The following is a 15215-nucleotide window of genomic DNA, read 5'->3' on the forward strand; positions in this document are numbered from 1 at the left end:
ACTCAATGTTAAAAGAGGCAGTAATAGTAGCAGGTGCTAGAACAGCGGTTGGTAAAGCGAAAAAAGGTTCTTTTGCACATATGAGACCAGACGAACTAGCAGCGGTAACCATTAAAGAAACGTTGAAACGCGCAGGTGATTATAACGGAGAGATTGATGATTTGATCATCGGATGTGCTGTTCCTGAAGCAGAACAAGGGATGAACATGGCTCGTTTGATCGGTGCTAGAGCAGGTTTACCTGAAACTGTACCAGCGATTACGATCAACCGTTTTTGTTCATCTGGTTTGCAGAGTATTGCGTATGGTGCAGAAAAAATCATGCTCGGTGCAGCCGAAGCCATTCTTGCAGGCGGAGCTGAATCCATGAGTCTTGTTCCTGTAGTAGGTCATGTTGTAAAGCCTAACCCTTACTTAGTTGAAACGGTGCCGCAATATTACATGGGAATGGGTCATACAGCAGAAGAAGTAGCGAGACGCTTCGGTATCTCAAGACAAGATCAAGACGAATTTGCTGTAAGAAGTCATCAGAAAGCAGCAGCAGCGATTAAGGAAGGTAAATTTAACGACGAGATCGTTCCTGTACATGTTATGAAACGCTGGTTAGATGAACAATCGAAGCTAGTTGAAAAAGAGATTGCTGTGTCTGTTGATGAAGGTGTCCGTGCTGGAACAACCGTAGATGTGCTCAGTAAACTTCGTCCGGCATTCACACCGACTGGTTCTGTAACAGCAGGGAACTCATCGCAAACAAGTGATGGTGCAGCAACGGTCCTTGTGATGAACAGAGAAAAAGCAGAAGCAGAAGGTTTAACACCATTATTAAAATTCCGTTCTTTTGCAGTAGCTGGGGTAGCTCCAGATATCATGGGAGTCGGTCCTGTAGCAGCTATTCCGAAAGCATTGAAAATGGCAGGGCTAGAACTTTCAGATATCGGCTTGTTCGAGTTGAATGAGGCATTCGCTTCTCAGAGCGTTCAAGTCATTCGTGAACTGAACCTTCCCGAAGACAAAGTAAACGTGAATGGCGGTGCGATTGCACTTGGTCATCCGCTAGGTTGTTCTGGAACAAAACTTACATTAACTCTTTTACACGAGATGAAGCGTCGTAACGAACAGTTCGGAGTTGTAACGATGTGTATCGGCGGTGGAATGGGAGCAGCAGGCGTATTTGAACTAGTAGGATAAAGAGGAGGAGAAAGCATGTCGAATACAGCAGAAAAACAAATCATTGGTGGAAGCTTTTTAATAGAAGACATTTCCGCATCAGATATCTATACACCTGAGGATTTTTCAGAAGAACACTTGATGATCGCAAAAACAACGGAAGATTTCGTTGTGAAAGAAGTTGTACCTCAACTTGAGAAGATGGAAGATCATGATTTTACCGTTTCCAGAAAGTTATTAACAAAAGCGGGAGAGCTAGGTCTACTAGGAGCAGATGTACCTGAAGAGTATGGCGGCTTAGGGCTAGATAAGATTTCTTCTTCACTTATCACAGAAAAATTCGCTCGCGGGCGCGGTTTCTCAATCAGTTACGGAGCGCATGTAGGAATCGGCTCACTTCCTATCGTTCTTTTTGGTAACGAAGAGCAAAAGAAAAAATACTTGCCTGAACTTGCAACTGGTGAAAAGATCGCAGCTTACGCATTAACTGAGCCGGGTTCTGGATCTGATGCACTAGGTGCAAGAACGACAGCAAAGCTGAATGCTGAAGGCACTCACTACGTATTAAACGGTGAGAAGCAGTGGATCACAAACTCTGCATTCGCTGATGTTTTCGTAGTATATGCAAAGATCGATGGTGAACAGTTCACAGCATTCATTGTTGAAAGAGATTATAAAGGCGTTTCCACAGGACCAGAAGAGAAGAAGATGGGAATCAAGAGTTCTTCGACGCGTACTCTCATCCTAGAAGATGTAGAAGTTCCAAAGGAAAACCTTCTATGGGAAGCAGGAAAAGGGCATCTGATCGCCTTTAACATTCTGAACATCGGCCGTTACAAGCTCGCATTAGGATGTGTAGGAGCTGCAAAACGCGCATTTGAAGTTTCTGTAAAATACGCGAACGAGCGTCAACAGTTCAAACGTAAGATCAGTTCTTTCAGCCTTATTCAAGAAAAACTTGCGAACATGGCTGTTCAAACGTATGCAGCTGAAAGTTCTGTGTACCGAACAGTAGGTCTTTTTGAAAATCGCTTAGGCGCTCTATCTGAAGAAAAACAAAAAGATGGCCGTGAATTAGCAAAAGCGATCGCAGAGTATGCGATTGAATGTTCACTGAACAAAGTATCAGCTTCAGAAGTGTTGGACTATGTAGTAGACGAAGGCGTTCAAATCCATGGTGGATACGGCTTCATGTCTGAATATGAGATCGAGGGTGCATACCGCGATTCTCGTATCAATCGAATCTTTGAAGGAACGAACGAGATCAACCGCTTATTAGTTCCAGGGACGCTTGTGAAAAAAGCGATGAAGAACGAGTTGCCACTTATTCAAAAAGCTACTCAGCTTCAACAAGAGCTTATGATGTTAATGCCTGTAGAAGTAGGTACGGAAAGCTTGGATCAGGAAAAATATCTAGTGTCTATGGCTAAGAAGATTTTCTTGATGACAGCAGGATTAACGGTTCAAAAGTTTGGTCCTAAGTTAGAGCAAGAGCAAGAAGTATTATCAAACTTGGCAGATATCATCAGCGAAGTGTACAACATGGAATCTGTTCTCTTACGTACAGAAAAAGCAATCGAAAGATCTGGAGCTGAAAAGGCAAAACAAAAACTTCTATACACAGAAGTGTATTGTCAAGAAGCGTTCAACCGCATTGAAGCTCACGCAAAAGAATCCATCATTGCTGTGGAAGAGGGCGACATGCTTCGCATGATGTTGTCCGCGTTAAAGAAACTGACACGCCATACCCCTATTAATGTGATTAAGAAGAAGCGTGAACTTGCGGTTCAGCTTCTTGAAGAAGAACGCTATATCGTTTAATTGATCTGTATTTATTTACGCTAACCTTCAAAATATCTTATCTTTCCCTCCTGCATTTTGTAGGAGGGCTTTTTTTTTGTATAATAACAAGCTTGTATTGTTGATTTCCGTTCGAGGCGCTCGCTTTAAAGTAGATCAGGCGGTGAGCCATCAGCCGCGAGCCTCTCCTGCAGGATTCTCGTGCCTCGAGCTCAATTCAACTGTCACAGAAGATAATAAAAATGAGGTTAGGAAGTAATAATCGTGAAAAAAGGAGTTAACACAGGGATTTTCGGTTGCAGACATCTAAAAAATGCCCAAATAAGGTGCAGTTTCAGGTGCCAAAACGGATTGGGGATGATACCTAATGGGGTATGTAGCGGTATTCTGAAAAATGAATCCATAAATAAACGCCTTCTATCCACAAATTTAGATAGTTTATCCACGAGTTTTAGCTCCCAATCCAAAAGTTTTGGCAGTTTATCCGCGAGTCTACAATCCTCGACAATTGCCAGGTCTGATTATACCCTTGACCCATAAAAGGAAGCAACCTAAAACGGGATCTCGTTTTTAACATCCTGGTCAAACAAATTACCACCGTGCAGAATTTCTTGTTTTATTGGTAACACTAGTTTGTGGTACTATGAGAAGGGGTGATATAATGCTACTGAAAGTGTATGAATATCCAAAATGCTCAACTTGCCAAAAAGCAAAAAAGTGGCTAAAAGAAAATGATGTAGCCTTTGAGCCTATACATATCGTGGAGAACCCGCCTTCTGCTGATGAATTGAAGAAACTGATCAATCTTAGTGGTCTAGAGATCAAAAAATTCTTTAATACGAGCGGCATGAAGTATCGTGAGTTGGGTATGAAAGAGAAGATGAAAACAGCAACAGAAGAAGAGCTGCTTGAAATCTTAGCCAGTGATGGCATGCTGATCAAAAGGCCGATCGCAACAAACGGCAAAGAAGTTACAGTAGGATTTAAAGAAGAGCAGTACGAAAACACGTGGAAAAAATAACATTGTTACTGACTATAATAAATCAATTATTGTAGTTATTATAAAACCAAGAAAAGCTGGAGGGATTACACATGGAATTTCCAAAAGAATTACGCTATTCAGAAGAGCACGAGTGGACTAAAACAGAAGAAGGCAATAAAGTTCGTATCGGTATCACAGCATTTGCGCAAGACGAACTAGGAGATATCGTGTTCGTTGAACTTCCTGAAGTAGGGGACGAACTTACTGCGGACGAGCCTTTCGGAAGTGTAGAATCGGTTAAGACTGTTTCTGAATTATATGCGCCTGTCTCTGGAAAAGTTGTAGAAGTAAATGCAGACCTTGATGATAGCCCTGAACTTGTTAACGAGTCTCCATATGAAAAAGCTTGGATGGTTGTTGTAGAACTTTCAGATGCTTCTGAGGTTGAAAAGTTAATGACTGCTGAACAGTACGAAGAATTAATCAAAGAAGATTAATGAAATCAATCTCTTCAGGAAAGAATAGACATACAGCTATTCTTTTTTGGAGGGATTTTTTTATGAACCAAGATAGACGAGATGTTACATCGCGAGTTTTTGGCAAAATGAAAGGCGGATCTATGTCTCTTTACTTAGATAAAGATGAGATTGGTCAGATTCGCTTTACAAATCAAGGAAACATGTATGAGATGGCTGAGGGTTTTGAATTTGATGCTGACAAGATTTATAAACGTGAAAAGCCTGTAGAATTACCAAATCCATCAAAATATGTGGATGAATGTGATAAAGGTTGGTGCTAATTTCAGCACAATGAGGATGATGTCAAAGAGATACCTTGGCAGTCATCCTCTTTTTACATTTAATTTAGTTTAGTTTGTTTCGTTCAGCACTTCCGCCTTTTGATCCGATCTTCTGATAGAAACTTTTATCTTGTTTTTGGGAAGTAGCGGTGCCACCTTTTTTTCCGATTTCCTGATAAAACGTCTTATTGTGTGTGTTAGAGGTAGAGCTGCCGCCTTTTCTTCCGATTTCCTGGAAGAAAGTCGTGCTATGTTTTTTTGATGTGGTGGTACCGCCCTTTTTTCCAATCTGTTGATAGAATTCTTTTCCGCGTGATTTGGATGTTTTCTCTCCACCTAATCTGCCTGCATCAGCTCGGCTCATTTTTGGTTCCGTTTTTGCCATGTGATGACTCCTCCAATATTCGTTTTATGACACCTAAATTCCCTTTATTAACAGGATGTCAAACGCGTTTAAGGATAATTAGTACAAAACGCATACATCAAATACAAATAGGTAGGAAAATAGGAAAAAGGGGTATAGTAATAAAGAACATCTCTTGCAGGATTTTAATAAAATAAAGCAAATATATAATCTAAGCGATGCATTCATTTTATAGTCTTCAAAGTATAGGAGAGATGAGTAATGAATGAAATCAAAAACAAAGTAATCATTGTCGAAGGTAAATCAGATAAGGATAAGTTAGCCGCAATCCTGGATGAACCGGTTGAAATTATTTGTACGAATGGAACGTTAGGTCTGGATAAATTAGAAGAGCTGGCATTGGCCATTGAAGATCGAGATGTTTATATCCTGGTCGATGCTGATGATGCTGGTCATAAACTAAGAAAGCAACTGCAACGTGAATTACCGAATGCGGAGCATTTATATATTAATAAGATGTACAGAGAAGTTGCAAAAACACCTCTGATGTACCTCGCAAAGGTATTGGTAGGTGCACATTTTAATATTCAAAAGAATTGTTTAGGATAAGCCATGAAAAAGAATTGGTACAGTCTTATAACTGCCTTTTGCTTAATAAGTGGTTGTAATCCTTCAAATAAAGACGAAGTAAGTCCGTCTTCAAAAGAGATCATAAGTAAAAATTTAAATATTCCTTGGCAGATAAACAGCACCCCAAAACAAATGTGGATCAGTGAACGAACCGGGGGGCTTGTTTTATTAGGGCCGAAACAAAAAAAGACCTCTTATTCCCCAAAATTTTCAGAAGCATTGGCTGATGATGGGGAAGGAGGTTTTCTTGGCTTTCTTTTAGACCCAAATTACGGCAGCAATAAAAAAGCTTATGGGTATTATACGTACGAAAAATCGGGTCGTTTAGTAAATCGAGTCGTTGAGATGCGCTTTGAGAATGATGAATGGAAAGAAAGTAGAGTCCTTCTTGATGGTATTCCCGGTGGATACACACATAATGGAGGTAGGATGGAGTGGGGACCAGATAAAAAGCTGTATATAACAACGGGGGATAGTGGAGAAGAAGATCTCTCTCAAAGTTTGAAAAGCCTGGCTGGAAAAATTCTAAGAATAAATAAGGAGGGTTCTGTTCCAAAAGATAATCCATTCTATCCTTCTCCCATCTATACATATGGGCATAGAAACCCACAAGGAATGACATGGGATAATAAAGGTACCATGTTTGCTGCGGAACATGGATCATCTAATCATGATGAGATCAATAAAATTAAGCCGGGTAAAAATTACGGATGGCCACTTGTTCGAGGGGATGAGAAAAGGGATGGATTAGAATCACCTTGGATCCACTCTGGTAATGATACATGGGCACCTTCTGGCATCGACTATAAAAACGGGTATCTGTATGTGGCAGCTCTAAGAGGGGAAAGTGTAAAGAAGGTTAGCATTTCATCTAAAAAGATAACCTCAATTGTTTCCAATGAAGGACGCATTCGTGATATTCTTATAGTGGATAACAAGATGTTTGTTGTAACGAACAACAAAGATGGAAGAGGGCAGCCATCAAGCGATGACGATGTGTTGCTAAATGTATCACTAGAAAAAGTAATGGAGTAATACCATGAAAGAAATCACTCGAAAAAATTGGGAAACCGTTATTGAACAATCGCTACAACATCCATATTTTTTGTATCTTGAGACTCCGCTTTGTGGGACTTGTAAGATGGGAAAGAAGATGTTTGAGGTTGCAGTCGAAACGATACGCGTTCAAAAAGACGAAAATATAGCCGTAGGTGTAAGCAATATTAATGAGATGCCGGAACTTGCTGCCAAATATGGCATAACTAGTGTACCCTGCTTACTCATTCTTTCTAGAGGAATTGCAATCGATCGTATTTATGCGCTTCAATCTGCGGGGAATATATATAAAGCCATGTTAAAACTAGTAGAAAAGGAATATTAAGGATGAAAAAATGTGGGATACACCCCACATTTTTTAATTCATCGCCTAATTCTACAAAAAATTATCTTTTTCGGGGGTTAAACCTTAAGAAAAATATGGGAATTTAATGTCGTTAACACGTCCTTTTGTAATATTGAAGGATGTGTTTTTTTATTTTAAAATAACGCTAATAACGTTAATAGAGGGGTTTTCAAGGGTTATAGAGTAATTATCAGTTTGTTTTGCCAATTCAGTACTTTAACGATAACGTCACAAATGTTACGGACGTTGTAATATTGTTATAGAACTGTATCCTACAAATGTCAAAAGTCATGGTATAAATGAATAGGAGAGCTTGTTTGCATGTTTGCTCCCTAGCTTATTGTGGTAAATAAGAATGATTTTATTTTTAAAATAAAAATATACGATTCACTAATAAACGAAACAAAAGGCAAAGCAATTTTTTAACTGAGGTGATTGATAATCATGGCATCTTTAAATTTAAATGCAGTATTCCCGATTGCAAAAAATAAATTATCGAGCAATAAATTAACGAGCATAGAAGATAAAGTTCTAAGGATCCAAGCAAGAGACGATGAGAAACTTAGAAATGAACTTATTGGTGATTACCAACCATTCATTAAAAAAGTAACATCGAAAGTTTGCAGTCAATATATAGATCGTACGATGGACGAGTTTAGTGTAGGTCTTTTTGCCTTTAACGAAGCGATAGACCAATACCAAGAAGGCCAAGGAAGCCGTTTCTTGTCTTTCGCTGATATGGTTATTCGACGCAGAGTCATCGATTATATCCGTAAAGAAGTCCGCCAGAACCGACTGATCTTTTTACAACCTGATGAAGAAGATGAAGAAGGCCGTTTAGAAGAAAGTTATGCAGAGCAAAAAGCTGCAATGGATCATTTCGAAGACCAGATTCAAGTAGAGAATCGTGTTTATGAGATCGAAGAGTACCAAAAGTTATTAAAGACTTTCGGATTAAACTTTAAAGTCCTAAGTAAGCACTGTCCAAAACATGTAGATGCACGTGAAAATGCGAAAGAGATCGCTCGTCTTTTAGCTGAGAACGAAGAACTTGCCGCGTTTTTAAAAGAAAAAAAGCAATTACCAATAAAAGATTTATTAAATATGGTATCCTGTAGTCGTAAAACCATAGAGAGAAATCGAAAGTATATAATAGCAGTTTCACTTATATATTTAGGCGATTTTCAAGCGCTGAAATCATACATTCAGCCATAAGGTGAGGTAATTAAGATTACCGGCAAGGGAATGCGATGTTCTCTTGCCGGTAATTTATACTGATCCTGCTACATGCGGGAGGGATATCATTGAAGAACGGCAGCGGCATCGTTATTGAAGTTCAGAATAAAAAAGCAACTCTTCTTATGAAGGACGGAACCTTCGTTACAGTAAGAGTACCAGCAGGAAAAAGACCTCTTGTAGGTAATGAGTATCAGGCTTCTTATTTTAAAAACAAAAAAAGAAGTCTTTTTGTGCTGCCATCAATTTCGTTTTCAGTCGCAGCTTTAATCGCTTTTCTTTTTCTTTCAGGTCTCATGCCGAATAGCAGCCATTCCGTTGCGGCTGCATATGTTAGCTTTGATATCAACCCAAGCCTTGAGGTTGGCGTTGACGACGAAATGAGAGTTGTTGAAATGGATGCTTTTAACGATGAAGCAAAACAGATCATAAAGAAATATAATTTTTCTACTGACGACCTTTTGCCGTTCGAAGTATTTGCGGATCAACTCATAAAAGCTTACCAAACAGAAGGGTATATGGAAGAAAATCAATCGATGTTGATCACTACAGTTTCTGATAAATCGAGTGATAAGAAGACAAAGCAGGAATTAGATCAGGCGCTGAACACTATTGTGAAGAAGGCTGTCGTTCAGTATCCTGTAGCCATTACTGTTTCTGAAACGAACCATGAAGTTCGAAAAAAAGCTAAACAACTAGGCGTATCATCAGGTAAATATACAGCTTTTCAAGAAGCAACGAAGAACGACAAAAAACTTAAAGAAGAAAAGATTAAAGAAGTGAAATTTCAAGAACTTAAGGTAAATGCCACTTCTTCTAAAGATATTAAATCTGTTCCACATCCACGTAAAATTAAGGCTGCACCACATGAAGTCAAAGAAATGTCTTCTGATGTGCGCATAAAAAAAGAAACTAAACAACGTTCGGTTAAAGAGTTCCAAGAAAATCCTGTTAAACCTCAAAAAAATACGAATGAAAAACGAAATGGAGAAGAACGTACTAAAAACATCAAGCCTAATAACAAAAATGAACATAAGCAACAAAAAGAGAAAAAAGTAAAACCTAAAATGATGAAGGATCCAGTGAGATCCCAAAAAAACGATAAGAATTTTAAACAACCAAAAGAACATAGAAAAGAAAACAAACAACAGGATAAGAATCACAACAAGCAAAATAACAGAAACGAAACGAAAAAAGATGATCAAAGACATTCTAAGAATGAACATGAGAAGCAAGAAAAGAAACATAAACACTAATTATGAAATAACCTGTCGTAAAAACGATTACGATTTCTTGTGGCTGTCGAAGGGTTTATAAAGGTATATGAATATTCCTCTAGAATCGGTGAAGTAACAACCAATTCGGGGGGATTTTTAATGTTGGATATTCGTTACTTCGAAAGTCAAATCGCCAAAAGTCCATATCTTTCTCTTTATAATATTCCTGTTAAGCCTAGCTTTAAGTGTAATGACGAGACCACGCTGAAAATTGAATATAGAGAAGGGGAGAGGAACAGAACAGTTACGTTTACAGGGAATCCGAAATATCTATCCATGTTGCTTGAAGGGAAAATGAAGCTGAGCACATTATTGAGGCAAGAGATGATCGAGTTTCAAGGAACTCTGAGACAACGCTTAAAATGGGAAGCCATTTTTTACTTGAGTTCCCATTGGGAAGAGATCTCTGCGGGCGTATTAGTTCGAACTGTTAAAAATATTTGACACGAATCGACAAGGATGATAATATTCTTCACAGTGATTCAAATATGCATCGCTTTAACTTAATAAAGTAACACTTTTTTACTTATCACGAGAGGTGGAGGGACTGGCCCTATGAAACCCGGCAACCGCTAGATCATTGCATTCTTATGAATGATGAACTAGAAAGGTGCCAATTCCTGCAAGGCTCTAAGTAGTCTTGGGAGATGAGGAGAACGTGCATAGAATATAATATGCCTTTCTGCTCATATTGAAGCAGAGAGGCATTTTTTGTTTGGTTGTTTTTAAAAGAATTCCTTTTGGGTATTCTCTACATCATCTTTGAAAAGCTGATTGTAGTGTAAGGCGGGACAGGTGAGACACCTAAAGAGCGAAGCACAGTGTGGCTCACCGCACGCCCCCCGAAAGCGAGCATCCTGAAACGGAAATCAGCCACTTTCAAAAACAACTCTGATTACTGAAAGAAAGCATTATTTTATACAAGAAATGAGGTAAGAAACTTGATTAATTTACAGTCAGTCCGTAAAGTCTTTCAAACCAAAGATGGTGAAGTAAAGGCTGTTGATACGGTAGATTTAAACATAAAGCAAGGAGAAATATACGGAATCATCGGTTACAGTGGTGCGGGTAAAAGTACACTTATCCGAATCCTTAACATGCTAGAACGTCCGACTAGCGGTACGGTAACGATCGGCGGCAAAAACATGTCTGAACTGTCACCGAAAAAATTAAGAGAGGCAAGACAAGAAATATCTATGATCTTTCAGCACTTTAACTTGTTATGGTCTCGTACAGTTAGAGAAAACATTGCGTTTCCTCTTGAAATCGCGGGTTATCCAAAAGCTAAGATCAAACAACGCGTTGATGAGTTGATTGACCTTGTTGGATTAGAAGGTCGTGGTGGTTCCTATCCGTCACAGCTAAGTGGTGGGCAAAAGCAGCGTGTAGGTATTGCGCGTGCTCTTGCTAATGAGCCAAAAGTACTTTTATGTGATGAAGCAACTTCAGCACTAGACCCTAAAACAACCGACAGCATCCTGGATCTGCTTGTTGAGATCAATCAAAAGTTAGATCTGACAATCGTTCTTATTACACATGAGATGCATGTGATCAGAAAAATTTGTCACCGTGTTGCTGTAATGGAGCAAGGGAGAGTCGTAGAAGAAGGCGATGTACTAAATGTCTTCAAAAATCCGACAGAACCAATCACGAAGGATTTTGTGAAACAAGTAACAGAGCCTGAAGAAACAGTAGATACGATTAAACAATTTATTTCTGAATTTCCTGAAGGACGAATCGTTCAGCTGACTTTTATCGGTGGACGAGCTGGTCAACCATTAATTACGGAACTGATTCGTAAGTATGAAGTGGATGTTAATATTCTTCAAGGAAAGATTACACAAACTCAGAATGGACCATACGGGACGTTGTTTATTCAAATAAAAGGTACAGAATCTGCACTAGCTCGTGCTATGGAGTTCTTAAACAGTGTCCAGGTTGAAGTAGAGGTGATTCATAATGCTTAGTACATGGTTCCCAAACGTACAGTGGGACGTTCTATTAGAAGCGACAAAAGAAACATTGTATATGTCTGCTATCTCAGTGGTCATTACATTTTTTCTAGGGCTTGCTCTTGGTTTGGCGTTATTCTTAACGTCTCCTGGAAACCTGTGGGGAAATAAGTTTTTAAATAGTGTTATTGCCATAATCGTTAACGTATTTCGTTCGATTCCGTTTATTATCTTAATCATCTTATTGATTCCATTCACACGCTTGATTGTAGGAACGATGTTAGGCGCTGAAGCTGCGCTTCCGGCTCTAATCGTAGGTGCTGCACCATTTTATGCACGTATGGTAGAGATTGCTTTGAGAGAGATTAATAAAGGGGTTATTGAAGCGGCCAAATCAATGGGTGCTACAAATGCTCAGATCATATTTAAAGTTCTAATTCCAGAAAGCACACCGGCTCTTGTTTCAGGAATCACTGTTACTGCGATCGCACTAGTAAGTTATACGGCAATGGCTGGAGTTGTTGGTGCTGGCGGCTTAGGAAACTTGGCTTACATGGAAGGTTACCAAAGAGACAACGCGGATGTTACGTTGATTTCAACAGCACTCATCTTAGTTATCGTCTTCGTCATCCAGTGGATCGGTGATCGAATTACAACTTCGTTAGATAAAAGATAATTGTTTTTGACAACAAGGAGGAAGTTCATATGAAAAAAGTATTATCTGTTCTTGTATTAACCGTTCTTGTTGCAGCACTTGCTGCTTGTGGGAACAAAACAGAAGGTGGAATCAGCGACGAGAAAATCGTAGTAGGTGCATCGAACGTACCACATGCTGAGATTTTAGAAGAAGCAAAACCTCTTTTGAAAGAAAAAGGTATTGAACTTGAGATTAAAACGTTCCAAGATTATGTATTGCCAAACAAATCTTTAGACGAAAAAGAAATCGGTGCGAACTACTTTCAGCACGTTCCATATCTAGAGTCTCAAATGAAAGATCATGGTTACAAATTCGAGAACGCGGGTGGCATCCACCTTGAGCCGATCGGTGTCTATTCCAAAAAATACAAATCACTGGATGAACTGCCTGAAGGCGCAACGATCATCATGTCTAACTCTGTAGCTGATCACGGCCGTATGCTTGGCTTACTTGAAAAAGAAGGCTTGATCAAAGTGAAAGAAGGCGATGGAGCAGAGGCACAGATTAAAGACGTTGTTGAAAATCCTAAGAAGCTTAAATTTAAAGCAGACGTTGATGCAGGAATGCTTCCAAAAGCATATAAGAACGGTGAAGGCGATGCGGTTCTAATCAACACAAACTACGCGATCGATGCTGGATTAAACCCTCAAAAAGATGCGATCGCATTAGAAGGCTCTGACTCTCCATTCGTAAACATCATCGCGGTGCGTGAAGGAGATAAAGACAAGAAATCTGTTAAAGCGCTAGTAGAAGTTCTTCGTTCTAAAGAGATTCAAGATTTCATCAAGAAGAAATATGAAGGTGCAGTAGTACCGGTAACGAAATAACTTTCTATAGAGAACTGACTTTGATGTTAAAGTCAGTTCTTTTTTTCTTTATAGTCCTTCAAACTAACTTATAGACCCTGCGGTTCCATTTATAAGCCCTTGAACTTGATTTATAGACCTATAAAATTTTTTTAGTCCTTCAAAATCATTTATAGGCTTTTCGACAAAAACTTACGAATGTTTATTACATAACCGGCTTATGAATAACTCATACTAAACCTGTTTACTATTTTGACAGGAGTGAATGAAATGAAACAAGAAGAGCAGCCGCTACCAGGATCGAATTCAACGCAATATCACTTAATTCGCTATAAAGAAGGTTTAGGGAAATATAATGAGAACATGCCTGAACTTACCCATGCTTTTAATGAATTTACCCGTCATTGTTTTAAAGAAGGTGAGATCTCAGAGAAGTATAAGCAGTTGATCGCATTAGGCATCAGCATCTATTCGCAAGATGAGTACTGCATCATCTACCATACAAAAGGATGTTTAGATCAAGGGTGTTCAGAAAATGAAATTCTTGAGGCTGTAGGAGTTTCTGCTGCATTTGGTGGTGGAGCTGCTATGAGTCAAGGTGTGACCCTCGTTCAAGAATGTATTAAGGAATTAAATAATCCTCGTCATTAATGCAATGTCTAATTTCCACACTTTTCATGTTTTGAAATCGTCCTAAAAGGTAATGGAAGTAATGTAGCGCATTTAGCAGAATAACATTGAACGTCACAGCTGTTTTCAATAAAAATCATTATGCACGTGTATGCAGGGTGATTTCACTACGATAACAGATTGAGCAAAATATGTGTTGCTGATACGCTAACATTAGTAAATAACTTTAACTTTGAAAGGATTGATTCATTATCCACCCCATTAAAGTAAAACATACGTCCGAGATGGAAAAAGCAATGCACCAGTCACATGGCTGTGGTTTTGCAGAGTATGAGAGGGATTTGGAAAAAAGGTTAGACGTTGAGAAGGTCCGAGATAAGGAATACAAAAAAGGATTAGAAATAGCGGCAGATGCAAATAGAAATCATACGCCGTAACATATGAACTTAAAATTACAAAAGGCTGATTCATAAGGTGGTTTACCGCCTCATGAGTCAGCCTTTTTTCAAATAAGAAGACTGATGAACAGATATTATGACAACAATGGAAAAGTAAACAGCTCGTTCCCTTGAACATACATTTCATTTGTTATAAGATTAGAATGAGAATAAATTGAGAATGGCTATTTTGTGCCTTTTATCAAAATCTTAAGAATGATTTCTTAATGGAGGTTGTATTATGTCAGCACCTAATTTAAAGATTGAAGATCTTCGTGTATCTATTGAAGATAAAGAGATTATTAAAGGTTTAGATCTCGAAATAAACGGTGGAGAAATCCATGCGATCATGGGACCTAACGGAACAGGAAAGTCTACTCTTTCCGCAGCGTTAATGGGACACCCGAAATATGAAGTAACTTCTGGTAAAGTTACGTTCAACGGAGAAGATCTTTTAGATATGGAAGTTGATGAGCGTGCGCAAGCTGGTCTTTTCTTAGCTATGCAGTACCCTTCAGAAGTAAGCGGTATTACGAACGCTGATTTCCTACGTTCTGCGATTAACGCAAAACGTGAAGAAGGCGACGAAATTTCTCTAATGAAATTTATCCGTGAGTTAGATAAAAAGATGGATCACCTTGAGATGGACAATGCGTTCGCTCACCGTTACTTAAATGAAGGATTCTCTGGTGGAGAAAAGAAGCGTAACGAAATCCTTCAAATGATGATGCTTGAGCCTAAATTAGCTATCCTTGATGAAATCGATTCAGGACTTGATATTGATGCTCTTAAAGTTGTTGCAAAAGGTGTTAACGAAATGCGCAACCCTGATTTCGGTTGCTTAATCATCACTCACTACCAGCGTCTATTGAACTACATCACACCTGATAAAGTACACGTGATGATGCAAGGACGTATTGTGAAATCTGGCGGTCCTGAATTAGCTCAACGTCTAGAAGCTGAAGGGTACGACTGGATTAAAGAAGAACTAGGAATTAAAGACGAAACTGTTGGTCAAGAAGCGTAAGCATTAAGGG

At 38.9% G+C, this 15215-nt stretch carries 18 protein-coding genes and 1 riboswitch; of the genes, 17 read left to right on the forward strand and 1 reads right to left on the reverse strand.

Annotation, left to right across the window (positions count from 1 at the left end):
- The first annotated feature begins 5 nt into the window (after nucleotides 1-5).
- The 5 genes from ACOZ9X_RS02210 to ACOZ9X_RS02230 all read left to right on the forward strand — a co-directional run bounded on the left by ACOZ9X_RS02210 (nucleotide 6) and on the right by ACOZ9X_RS02230 (nucleotide 4747).
- Entirely contained in the window at nucleotides 6-1187 is a 1182-nt protein-coding gene (locus ACOZ9X_RS02210) for an acetyl-CoA C-acetyltransferase (RefSeq protein ID WP_191752162.1), read from the forward strand.
- Nucleotides 1188-1202: 15 nt separating this feature from the next.
- On the forward strand, nucleotides 1203-2987 hold the full coding sequence (locus tag ACOZ9X_RS02215) for an acyl-CoA dehydrogenase family protein (protein ID WP_423416849.1): 1785 nt from the start codon (nucleotides 1203-1205) through the stop codon (nucleotides 2985-2987).
- Between the two features lie 640 nt (nucleotides 2988-3627).
- Nucleotides 3628-3987 (forward strand): arsenate reductase family protein, encoded by a 360-nt coding sequence (locus ACOZ9X_RS02220; RefSeq protein ID WP_423416850.1) that lies wholly within the window; start codon nucleotides 3628-3630, stop codon nucleotides 3985-3987.
- A gap of 71 nt (nucleotides 3988-4058) precedes the next feature.
- Nucleotides 4059-4445 (forward strand): glycine cleavage system protein GcvH, encoded by a 387-nt coding sequence (gene gcvH / locus ACOZ9X_RS02225; RefSeq protein ID WP_066397386.1) that lies wholly within the window; start codon nucleotides 4059-4061, stop codon nucleotides 4443-4445.
- A 62-nt stretch (nucleotides 4446-4507) separates the two neighbouring features.
- Entirely contained in the window at nucleotides 4508-4747 is a 240-nt protein-coding gene (locus ACOZ9X_RS02230) for a YusG family protein (protein ID WP_066397384.1), read from the forward strand.
- Between the two features lie 64 nt (nucleotides 4748-4811).
- On the opposite strand, the gene ACOZ9X_RS02235 is transcribed toward ACOZ9X_RS02230, so the two are convergent.
- Complete coding sequence (locus ACOZ9X_RS02235) at nucleotides 4812-5132, reverse strand: general stress protein (protein ID WP_423416851.1); 321 nt, start codon at nucleotides 5130-5132, stop codon at nucleotides 4812-4814.
- Between the two features lie 240 nt (nucleotides 5133-5372).
- Here ACOZ9X_RS02235 and ACOZ9X_RS02240 point away from each other — a divergent pair, with 240 nt between their 5' ends.
- From ACOZ9X_RS02240 to sufC, 12 genes are all read left to right on the forward strand, one after another.
- Nucleotides 5373-5720, forward strand: a complete 348-nt coding sequence (locus ACOZ9X_RS02240) for a toprim domain-containing protein (protein WP_066397377.1) — start codon at nucleotides 5373-5375, stop codon at nucleotides 5718-5720.
- A 3-nt stretch (nucleotides 5721-5723) separates the two neighbouring features.
- Nucleotides 5724-6776: a PQQ-dependent sugar dehydrogenase gene (locus ACOZ9X_RS02245; RefSeq protein ID WP_423416852.1), complete on the forward strand. Its 1053-nt coding sequence runs from the start codon at nucleotides 5724-5726 to the stop codon at nucleotides 6774-6776.
- 4 nt (nucleotides 6777-6780) lie between these two features.
- Entirely contained in the window at nucleotides 6781-7122 is a 342-nt protein-coding gene (locus tag ACOZ9X_RS02250) for a thioredoxin family protein (protein WP_066397367.1), read from the forward strand.
- Nucleotides 7123-7587: 465 nt separating this feature from the next.
- On the forward strand, nucleotides 7588-8358 hold the full coding sequence (sigI, locus tag ACOZ9X_RS02255) for an RNA polymerase sigma-I factor (protein WP_423416853.1): 771 nt from the start codon (nucleotides 7588-7590) through the stop codon (nucleotides 8356-8358).
- Nucleotides 8359-8447: 89 nt separating this feature from the next.
- Nucleotides 8448-9635, forward strand: coding sequence for an anti-sigma-I factor RsgI family protein (locus ACOZ9X_RS02260; protein ID WP_423416854.1), 1188 nt, complete (start codon nucleotides 8448-8450; stop codon nucleotides 9633-9635).
- Nucleotides 9636-9755: 120 nt separating this feature from the next.
- Nucleotides 9756-10100, forward strand: a complete 345-nt coding sequence (locus tag ACOZ9X_RS02265) for a hypothetical protein (RefSeq protein WP_423416855.1) — start codon at nucleotides 9756-9758, stop codon at nucleotides 10098-10100.
- A gap of 79 nt (nucleotides 10101-10179) precedes the next feature.
- Nucleotides 10180-10310, forward strand: a riboswitch (SAM riboswitch).
- Nucleotides 10311-10597: 287 nt separating this feature from the next.
- On the forward strand, nucleotides 10598-11623 hold the full coding sequence (locus ACOZ9X_RS02270) for a methionine ABC transporter ATP-binding protein (protein WP_144698261.1): 1026 nt from the start codon (nucleotides 10598-10600) through the stop codon (nucleotides 11621-11623).
- Nucleotides 11616-12284: a methionine ABC transporter permease gene (locus ACOZ9X_RS02275; RefSeq protein ID WP_137791770.1), complete on the forward strand. Its 669-nt coding sequence runs from the start codon at nucleotides 11616-11618 to the stop codon at nucleotides 12282-12284. Before ACOZ9X_RS02270 ends, ACOZ9X_RS02275 begins: the two co-directional genes overlap by 8 nt.
- Before the next feature lie 29 nt (nucleotides 12285-12313).
- On the forward strand, nucleotides 12314-13132 hold the full coding sequence (locus ACOZ9X_RS02280; RefSeq protein WP_423416856.1) for a MetQ/NlpA family ABC transporter substrate-binding protein: 819 nt from the start codon (nucleotides 12314-12316) through the stop codon (nucleotides 13130-13132).
- A gap of 249 nt (nucleotides 13133-13381) precedes the next feature.
- Nucleotides 13382-13762 (forward strand): carboxymuconolactone decarboxylase family protein, encoded by a 381-nt coding sequence (locus ACOZ9X_RS02285; RefSeq protein WP_423416857.1) that lies wholly within the window; start codon nucleotides 13382-13384, stop codon nucleotides 13760-13762.
- A gap of 275 nt (nucleotides 13763-14037) precedes the next feature.
- Nucleotides 14038-14178, forward strand: a complete 141-nt coding sequence (locus ACOZ9X_RS02290; RefSeq protein ID WP_186320635.1) for a hypothetical protein — start codon at nucleotides 14038-14040, stop codon at nucleotides 14176-14178.
- 241 nt (nucleotides 14179-14419) lie between these two features.
- Complete coding sequence (gene sufC / locus ACOZ9X_RS02295) at nucleotides 14420-15205, forward strand: Fe-S cluster assembly ATPase SufC (RefSeq protein WP_137791773.1); 786 nt, start codon at nucleotides 14420-14422, stop codon at nucleotides 15203-15205.
- The last annotated feature ends 10 nt before the right edge of the window (nucleotides 15206-15215 follow it).

It is taken from the genome of Fictibacillus nanhaiensis (assembly GCF_049537595.1).
GTDB lineage: Bacteria > Bacillota > Bacilli > Bacillales > Fictibacillaceae > Fictibacillus > Fictibacillus nanhaiensis_F.

What these genes read in the sequence shown, in the direction of transcription:
- ACOZ9X_RS02210 (WP_191752162.1), top strand. Translation starts at nt 6, where the DNA reads ATGTTAAAAGAGGCAGTAATAGTAGCAGGTGCTAGAACAGCGGTTGGT.
- ACOZ9X_RS02215 (WP_423416849.1), top strand. Translation starts at nt 1,203, where the DNA reads ATGTCGAATACAGCAGAAAAACAAATCATTGGTGGAAGCTTTTTAATA.
- ACOZ9X_RS02220 (WP_423416850.1), top strand. Translation starts at nt 3,628, where the DNA reads ATGCTACTGAAAGTGTATGAATATCCAAAATGCTCAACTTGCCAAAAA.
- gcvH (WP_066397386.1), top strand. Translation starts at nt 4,059, where the DNA reads ATGGAATTTCCAAAAGAATTACGCTATTCAGAAGAGCACGAGTGGACT.
- ACOZ9X_RS02230 (WP_066397384.1), top strand. Translation starts at nt 4,508, where the DNA reads ATGAACCAAGATAGACGAGATGTTACATCGCGAGTTTTTGGCAAAATG.
- ACOZ9X_RS02235 (WP_423416851.1), bottom strand. Translation starts at nt 5,132, where the DNA reads ATGGCAAAAACGGAACCAAAAATGAGCCGAGCTGATGCAGGCAGATTA.
- ACOZ9X_RS02240 (WP_066397377.1), top strand. Translation starts at nt 5,373, where the DNA reads ATGAATGAAATCAAAAACAAAGTAATCATTGTCGAAGGTAAATCAGAT.
- ACOZ9X_RS02245 (WP_423416852.1), top strand. Translation starts at nt 5,724, where the DNA reads ATGAAAAAGAATTGGTACAGTCTTATAACTGCCTTTTGCTTAATAAGT.
- ACOZ9X_RS02250 (WP_066397367.1), top strand. Translation starts at nt 6,781, where the DNA reads ATGAAAGAAATCACTCGAAAAAATTGGGAAACCGTTATTGAACAATCG.
- sigI (WP_423416853.1), top strand. Translation starts at nt 7,588, where the DNA reads ATGGCATCTTTAAATTTAAATGCAGTATTCCCGATTGCAAAAAATAAA.
- ACOZ9X_RS02265 (WP_423416855.1), top strand. Translation starts at nt 9,756, where the DNA reads ATGTTGGATATTCGTTACTTCGAAAGTCAAATCGCCAAAAGTCCATAT.
- ACOZ9X_RS02275 (WP_137791770.1), top strand. Translation starts at nt 11,616, where the DNA reads ATGCTTAGTACATGGTTCCCAAACGTACAGTGGGACGTTCTATTAGAA.
- ACOZ9X_RS02280 (WP_423416856.1), top strand. Translation starts at nt 12,314, where the DNA reads ATGAAAAAAGTATTATCTGTTCTTGTATTAACCGTTCTTGTTGCAGCA.
- ACOZ9X_RS02285 (WP_423416857.1), top strand. Translation starts at nt 13,382, where the DNA reads ATGAAACAAGAAGAGCAGCCGCTACCAGGATCGAATTCAACGCAATAT.
- ACOZ9X_RS02290 (WP_186320635.1), top strand. Translation starts at nt 14,038, where the DNA reads ATGCACCAGTCACATGGCTGTGGTTTTGCAGAGTATGAGAGGGATTTG.
- sufC (WP_137791773.1), top strand. Translation starts at nt 14,420, where the DNA reads ATGTCAGCACCTAATTTAAAGATTGAAGATCTTCGTGTATCTATTGAA.